This is a genomic window from Streptomyces sp. NPDC054841, assembly GCF_053611045.1.
Genome location: NZ_JBSGZO010000061.1, coordinates 21,013 through 28,313 on the forward strand (window position 1 = coordinate 21,013; position 7,301 = coordinate 28,313).

Annotated in this window: 7 protein-coding genes; 5 read left to right on the top strand and 2 right to left on the bottom strand. The window is 70.7% G+C overall.

The features are described 5' to 3' along the window. Nucleotides 1-125 precede the first annotated feature (125 nt). Together ACWGI8_RS11865 and ACWGI8_RS11870 are read left to right on the top strand one after the other, a co-directional pair. A complete protein-coding gene (locus ACWGI8_RS11865) occupies nt 126-1,412 on the top strand; it encodes a Gfo/Idh/MocA family protein (protein WP_453660100.1) in 1,287 nt (428 codons plus the stop codon). Nucleotides 1,413-1,443: 31 nt separating this feature from the next. Next, on the top strand, nt 1,444-2,208 hold the full coding sequence (locus ACWGI8_RS11870) for a hypothetical protein (protein WP_453660101.1): 765 nt from the start codon (nt 1,444-1,446) through the stop codon (nt 2,206-2,208). A gap of 10 nt (nt 2,209-2,218) precedes the next feature. Here ACWGI8_RS11870 and ACWGI8_RS11875 read toward each other — a convergent pair whose 3' ends face one another. After that, on the bottom strand, nt 2,219-3,010 hold the full coding sequence (locus ACWGI8_RS11875) for an N-formylglutamate amidohydrolase (protein ID WP_453660103.1): 792 nt from the start codon (nt 3,008-3,010) through the stop codon (nt 2,219-2,221). A 114-nt stretch (nt 3,011-3,124) separates the two neighbouring features. Here ACWGI8_RS11875 and ACWGI8_RS11880 point away from each other — a divergent pair, with 114 nt between their 5' ends. Beyond that, complete coding sequence (locus ACWGI8_RS11880) at nt 3,125-4,993, top strand: cellulase family glycosylhydrolase (protein WP_453660113.1); 1,869 nt, start codon at nt 3,125-3,127, stop codon at nt 4,991-4,993. A gap of 94 nt (nt 4,994-5,087) precedes the next feature. Next, nucleotides 5,088-5,543 (top strand): pyridoxamine 5'-phosphate oxidase family protein, encoded by a 456-nt coding sequence (locus tag ACWGI8_RS11885; protein ID WP_453660105.1) that lies wholly within the window; start codon nt 5,088-5,090, stop codon nt 5,541-5,543. Nucleotides 5,544-5,605: 62 nt separating this feature from the next. On the opposite strand, the gene ACWGI8_RS11890 is transcribed toward ACWGI8_RS11885, so the two are convergent. Continuing rightward, nucleotides 5,606-6,451, bottom strand: coding sequence for a hypothetical protein (locus ACWGI8_RS11890; RefSeq protein WP_453660106.1), 846 nt, complete (start codon nt 6,449-6,451; stop codon nt 5,606-5,608). Between the two features lie 124 nt (nt 6,452-6,575). On the opposite strand from ACWGI8_RS11890, the gene ACWGI8_RS11895 reads away from it, so the two are divergent. Beyond that, a complete protein-coding gene (locus ACWGI8_RS11895; RefSeq protein WP_453660108.1) occupies nt 6,576-7,271 on the top strand; it encodes a CPBP family intramembrane glutamic endopeptidase in 696 nt (231 codons plus the stop codon). Nucleotides 7,272-7,301: the final 30 nt, after the last annotated feature.

The following is a 7,301-nucleotide window of genomic DNA, read 5'->3' on the forward strand; positions in this document are numbered from 1 at the left end:
ACCCCCGTATCCGTATCCGTATCCATATCCGCATGCACGCCCGCACCGGACCGTGCGGTGGCGCTCCGCACGCTCCGGACGCAGAACGCTTCCCGCGAGGCGATCGCCGCCGCTACCGTCGCGGCATGCCACCTGTCACTCTCCTCGTCGTCGGCGCCGGCGACCGTGGTACTGGGCACGCACGATGGGCACTTCAGCACCCTGAGCGCGCGACGGTCGTGGCCGTCGCCGAGCCCCGCGACGTACGCCGGACGAGGTTCGCGCAGGCGCACGGCATCGCGCCGCAGAACGCGGTGGCCGACTGGCAGGAGCTCCTCGGCCGCGGCAGGATCGCCGACGCGGTGCTGATCTGCACCCCCGACCGTCTGCATGTGGAGCCCGCCGTGGCCTACGCCGCCCTCGGGTACCACATCATGCTGGAGAAGCCCATGGCCCTGGACGAGAGCTCCTGCAGGGAGATCGTCGAGGCGGTGGAACAGGCCGGAGTCATGCTCGCCGTGGGGCACGTGCTGCGCTACACCCCGTACACCCGCGCCCTGAAGCGGATCGTCGACTCCGGCCGGCTCGGCAGGATCATGAGCGTCCAGCACCTGGAACCGGTCGGCTTCTGGCACCAGGCGCACTCCTTCGTACGGGGCAACTGGCGCCGCAGCGACGAGTCGACGTCGATGCTCATGGCGAAGTCGTGCCATGACCTGGACTGGCTGCAGTATGTCCTCGGACGGCCGCCGGCCCGGGTGGCCAGCTTCGGCGGGCTGTCCCACTTCACCCCGGCCAACCGGCCCGCAGGCGCCGCGGACCGCTGCCTCGACTGCACCGTCGAGACCTCCTGCCCGTACTCCGCCAAACGCCTCTACGGTGGCATGCTCGACCGGCGTGAGCACCGCTGGCCGCTGACCGTCGTCGTCGACGACTGCACCCCCGAGGCACTCGAACAGGCCCTGCGCGCCGGCCCGTACGGCCGCTGCGTGTACGCGTGCGACAACGACGTCGTCGACCACCAGGTGGTGTCCATGGAGTTCCCCGGTGGCACGACCGCCACCTTCACCATGACCGCGTTCACCGAACACGCCAACCGCCGCACCCGTATCTTCGGCACCCACGGCGAACTGTCCGGCGACGGTGCCACGCTGCGGGTCTACGACTTCCTCAGCCGCAGCGAGGAGGTCATCACCCCCGACGCATACGGGGCGATGAGCGCCGGCGGCGGCCACGGCGGCGGTGACGCCGGCCTCATGGACGCCTTCGTCGAAGCCGTGGCCACCGGCAATCCGGATCCCATCACGTCCGGTCCGCGGGACTCCCTGGCCGGCCACCTCGCCGTCCTCGCCGCGGAACGCGCACGGCTTCGAGGCACGGTCGAGTCCGTCCCCGACCTCTCGGACACCGCCCGGACGCCGTTCCACATGTGACGATCTTGAGGTCCGATGCGCTGGAACAATCGTGACCCGCATATCCCTGCGTTCCTGGCTAATGCTCTCCGTTCCCGTCGTCACCCTCCTGGTGCTCGTGGTGCTGCTGATGAATCCGTCGGCGACGACCCTGTGGCGCCCCGAGTCCGCCGCGGCCGGGCCGCTGAGGGACGTCCTGCTCCCGGGCGGCGGTACGGCCCAGCTGTCGAAGTGCGGGCTGGACGACGGCCCCCGGCCGCGGCCGCTGGGGGAGGGCGAGCGGGGTGACGACCCCCAGTTGGTGCTCACCAGCTGGGTCGTCGAGGACCCCGGCCCGAAGCTGCCGGGCAAGCCCACCTTCACCGTCCACGTGAACATCCGGACCGGCGAGCGGCCCCTGCTGCTCGACGCACCAGTGGCCAAAGGCCGGGTCACGCTCGACCTCTACGGCCCCCACGGTGAAGGCCGTCGCGCCAGCGCCCGCGGACTCTCCGCGACGGTCGTCGACGGCGGCTACCCGGGCAAGCCCGTCGGCGTCCCGCCCTCCGGCAGCTACCGGGTCGCTCCCGGCGAGGACCTGCTCCTCGACGTGGATGTGCCCGCCGGGGCCGTCTGTCCGGGTCACACCATGGCGGACGTGATCTCCTGCACGCCCGAGAACACCAACGACGCCGCGGACTGCCCGGTGGTGACCCTCACGCTCTCCGACCCGGCGATCCGCGCGTACCGCGCCGCGCAGGCGGGTGCGGATGACACCAGGCACTGGAGCGACCGGCTCGTCGCGGTCATCCTCGAGCCGGACGTCCGGGACACGTGAGCGCGCTCCGTCACAGCCCGTCGACCAGTTCCGCGAGCGCGGTGGCGAGTTGGGCGATCCCGGGACCCGCCGGACCTCCCGGCTCCTCCATGTAGACATCCCGGCGGATCTCGATCATCAGCGCGCTGACCCGTGGGTCGCTGCCGTAGAACTCCAGCGGGACGTACGTGCCCGCGAAGGGGCTGTTGAGGCCGGTGCCGCCGAAGCCCGCGAACGCCTTCTCCGCGAGGGCGAGAAGACCGGCCGGGGTGTGGAAGGGATCGGTCCCGAGACAGATCGGCGGTCGCGGACCCTCGCCGTGGAGCTCGTACGGCAACGGCGCCGTCGGGTACGAGTGGACGTCGACGACGACGGCTCGTCCGACAGCCTCCAGCCGGCCCGCCACCGCAGCCGTCATCGCCTGCGCGTACGGATGGAAGTAGCGGTCGATCAGCGGCCGGGGGTCCAGGTCCGCCGGGCGGAGCTGTTCCCTGTGCGTGGTCCGCGTGTACACGGCGCCCATACCGGCCGCCAGCATCTCCTCCCGCTCGTCCGGGAACCGCTCGGGGTCGACGACCAGCCGCGAGAGTCCGTTGACGAACTGCCACGGCCTGATCCGCGCGGCTCCGGCCGCGGCGGCGGCCAGCTCCGCGGTATGGGCGTCGGTGATGTGGTCGAGTTCGCGCTGCAGAGCAGGGTCGTCCAGCTCGATCCCGTCGCGTACCGAATCGGGTATCGCCCGGGAGGAATGGGGGACATGCAGGATCACCGGGGAGTCGCCGGAGCCGGGGAGGAGACGGAAGGAAGGCGTTGCGTCGGTCATGTCCCTCTCTTGCTGTTCGTTGCAGTTCTCTGCTGTCGCGGGGCTCGGAACAGACACTACTCCCGACCATTGACAGTCTGACGATGCGTCAGGAATGTGGAGTACGTGACGACGATGCGCGCGCGACTCCTCGGTGTCCTTGCCCTTGTCCTTGTTTCCGCCATGGCGTCCCTCGCCGGAACCGGGACACCGTCCGCCGCAGCTCCCGTGCCGGGCCCTCTCTGGTTCGACGAGCGGGCCGCCGCCTCCTTCACGGTCCAGGACGGCCGATTCGTCGACGGACTCGGCCGTGCGGTCGTCCTGCGCGGATACAACGTCTCGGGGGAGACCAAACTCGAGGAGAACGACGGGCTGCCCTTCGCGTCCGTCGCCGACGCCGAGAAGTCCGCTGCCGCGCTGCGCGCGCTCGGAGGCGGGAACGCCGTGCGCTTCCTGCTGTCGTGGGCGCACGCCGAACCCGTACGCGGCCAGGTCGACCACGCCTATCTCGCCGCCGCCACCGCGCAGATGCGGGCCTTCCTCCGGGCCGGTGTCCGCGTCTACCCGGACTTCCACCAGGACCTCTTCTCCCGGCACCTGTTCAACCAAGGCAGCTGGTACACCGGTGACGGAGCCCCCAAGTGGGTGGTGGACGCCGGTGGCTACCCGCGCGAATCCTGCGGGATCTGCTTGTTCTGGGGACAGAACATCACCCAGAACCAGGCCGTGACGCGGGCGACGTACGACTTCTGGCACAACCAGGGCGGTATCCAGGACGCGTTCCTCGCGACGGCACAGACCACCATGGCCTACGTCGCCGAGCACCTCACCGCAGCCGAGTTCGCCGGCGTCGTCGGCTTCGACCCGTACAACGAGCCGCACGCGGGCTCGTACGACCCCGGTCAGACCAGCCGTGCCTGGGAGCGTGACGTCCTCTGGCTCTTCTACGAGAAGTTCCGCGCCCGCATGGACGCGGCAGGGTGGCGTGACAAGCCCGCGTTCGTGGAGCCGAACCTCTTCTGGAACGCCAACCTGGACTTCCAGAAACAGGAGGGCGGCCTCCTCGACGCCGGACGGCTCGGTCCGCGCCATGTCTTCAACACCCACTTCTACGACCAGAAGGCGATCTCCGGCGTCTTCATGTGGGGCAAGGCGAAGGACGGCCAGTACGCGGGCGACTTCGGCGCCGTCCGGGACCGTGCTGCCGGTGCGGGAACGGCGGCCGTCGTCAGCGAGTTCGGACACCCGCTCAGCGGCACGGTCTCCGACAAGGCCCCGACCGTGGGCAAGGCGATGTACCAGGCCCTCGACTCCCGGCTGCCCGGCGCGACCTGGTGGTCTCGCCCCCAGGACTCGGGCCCTGTCCTGTCCGGCACACAATGGCAGTGGGACATCTACAACGGCCGTCACCACGAACTCATGAACAACAACCCCGACAAGGTCCTCACCGCAGGCGACGCCTGGAACGACGAGGACCTGTCGGCGGTCCGTCTCGACGACACGGGCGCGCCGGTGCTCCGCCAGGACGCCCGCCTGCTGGACCGCCTCTACCCGAGCGCCACCGCGGGACGCGTCTTCGCCTTCACGTACGAGGACCGCGCCCGTGACGGCTCCACCACCCTCACCTGGAACCCGGTGCCGTCGTCCCTGCCGCGCGTGCGCGAGCTCGTCGGCGACGGTCAGTACGGCCTCCTGCTGTGGCGTTCGGACGGCACGTCGGCTCCCACGGATCTGCACTTGCCGGCCTCCTTCGCGACGTCGCGGACGACGGTCGTCTCCGACCTGGGCACGGTGCACGCGCCTCCGTCGTACGACGACGGCACCCCGATCGCAGCGGCTCCCGAGCCGGGCGGGACGGGCAGCCGCCGCCTGCTGCTCACCGCGCCGAAGCCCGGGAGCGGCCTGCACTACGCCCTGATCACCAACGGGGCGACGGCCCCTTCCGACGACCTGCTGCGTGGCGCGCGCGACGAATTGGCGGGGTGGGCGGCGGGGCGCGGCTGAGGGCCGTCCGGGCCTGGCGCGTTCGCCTTGGCCTCGGGGTGCCCGTACGGCACCCTGAGCGGGGCAATCACTGGCGTCCAACGGGAGCAGACACGTGACACTCGACGCACCGCGCACCTTCGATCAACGCCGCAAGGACACGCTCGCGCGGTTCGAGACCGATGTCGACGTCTGGGTATCGACGGCGGACGGGACAGGCGTGCCGTGTCTCGTACCGCTGTCGTTCCTCTGGGACGGAGACACCTTTCTCCTCTCCACTGCCCGCGCCAACCCCACCGCCCGCAACCTGCACGCCAGCGGACGGGTACGGCTGGCCTTCGGGGCCACGCGGGACGTCGTCCTCGTGGAAGGCACCTCCACGATGGTGGAGGTTGCGGATCTCGGACCTGGGGAAGGGGACGCGTTCGCCGGCAAGACCGGCTTCGACCCGCGCGACATCCGGCCGCCCTACCCGTACTTCCGCATCACGCCCGTCTGGATCCAGGCCTGGCGCGAGGTCAATGAGATCGCCGGGCGCGATCTCCTGAAGGACGGCCGCTGGCTCGGGTGAGGCGTCGACAGCCGTGTTGAACGGTCGTCTCGGGCGACGGTTGGACAGCCGTGTGCGACCGGCTAGGAACGACGCCACCAGCGGCGCGCGCGGGACGGTGAGGGCGGCGACGCCTGGCCCGTCATGGCATCGCGGGCTGCCGCGGCCGCCTGCGGGTCCTCGTACTCGCGGGAGACGACCTCGACCCGGCCGCTCGCATGGTCGGCGCGCACCGTGTCCAGGCCCAGGGTCTCCAGCTCCCTGATCGTGTCGGCCTCCGTGGCCGGATCCAGCACGCGGACGGCGATGGAGGGATCGTCGCTGCCGAGCGTGATGTCCTCGGTGAAGAGGGTGGTCATCAAACGGTGTTGAAGATCCTCCGGGGCCCCCTGGCCGGAAGCGATATGGAGCATCAGCTGTTCCAATCCGGTGTCCATCCAACGCGCGTGCGCGATCCACACGGTCTGAATGCCCGGGAACTCCAGCAACCGGTCGCGCAGAGCGTCACGCAGGGATACGGCCAACGGGTGCGTGGACCAGGTGAGCCGGATGCTCTGCTCGCTCCGGGTCCGCATGCCCCGCTGCTCGAGGGCGCGGGACAGCAGGTCGAGAGGAACCGTGGCCCAGCTCTTGGACGAGAACACGGTCAGTGTGCCGATCCCGGTGTGCCGCTGCATGTCGAACAGCCGCAACGCGTCGCACAGGACGCTGCCGGCGGCTTCCGGCATCCGTGCTCTGCAGCAGTCCTCGCTCACATGACCGGGAATGGTCGGACCGCTGCCGTCCGCGCCGACGAAGAGGACGGAACCCTTGCCGTCAACCGGAACGAATACGCCAAAGTCGATGACGGCGCCCAACAGCGCCTCGGGTTCGGTCTGGGCGGCACCACGATCGAGTATGTCGGCCAGTATCGCGTTCTCATTGGTCACCGCCAGAGCATAGGTCCCGGTCCGCGGGCGCCATCTGCTCCAGCCCCCGCCGGCGTAGTGCGGTCACGGCCGGGCGGCGCGTTGCGCGCGGCCCGGCGCGGGGTTCGGACATCCTCCTGTGACCATGGGGATGCTCCTCTGGGCCGTCGCCGTGCTCGCGGCCACGAACGCGCTCATCAACCGGCTCGGCCCCGAGCTGTACGTGCCCGTATGCGTGACCGCGGCCGTCGCGCTCGTGCTGATCGCCCGGCTGGCCGGCCTCACCTGGGACGAGCTGGGGCTCGGCCGCTGCTCGGCCCGGCGAGGCCTGCGCTGGGGGCTCGTTCTGGTCGGGGCCGTCCTCCTCGTCTACGCGGTCGCACTGGCCCTGCCGTTCACCCGCGAGGCATTCCAGGACGAGCGGGCGGCGGAGCTGACGGCCGGGCAGTTGGTCTACCGCGTGCTGGTGCGCGTACCGCTCGGGACCGTGTTGCTGGAGGAGATCGCCTTCCGGGGTGTCCTGTGGGCCATGATGCGGCGGCAATGGGGCGCAGCATGGGCCACCGCCATCTCCTCGGTGCTGTTCGGGCTGTGGCACATCCAGCCGTCCCGCGGGCTCACCCGCTCGAACGCCGCCGCCGAGGCGGTCTTCGGTACGGGACCGGCCGGGATCGCGCTGTCGGTGACGGCAGCGGTCGTGGGCACCGCGCTCGCGGGCGTGGTGTTCTGCGAGCTGCGTCGCCGGTCCGGGAGCCTGATCCCCCCGATGGCGCTGCACTGCGCCCTCAACAGCGCGGGCTACGCGCTGGCCTGGGCGGCCGGCCGCTGGTGGGGCAGCTGACCGCCGCGCCGCCCGCCCCGGGTCATGAGC

Bases quoted from the DNA above. Each gene is read 5' to 3' on its own strand.
- ACWGI8_RS11895 (WP_453660108.1), top strand. From the start codon at position 6,576: ATGGGGATGCTCCTCTGGGCCGTCGCCGTGCTCGCGGCCACGAACGCG.
- ACWGI8_RS11875 (WP_453660103.1), bottom strand. From the start codon at position 3,010: ATGACCGACGCAACGCCTTCCTTCCGTCTCCTCCCCGGCTCCGGCGAC.
- ACWGI8_RS11880 (WP_453660113.1), top strand. From the start codon at position 3,125: ATGCGCGCGCGACTCCTCGGTGTCCTTGCCCTTGTCCTTGTTTCCGCC.
- ACWGI8_RS11865 (WP_453660100.1), top strand. From the start codon at position 126: ATGCCACCTGTCACTCTCCTCGTCGTCGGCGCCGGCGACCGTGGTACT.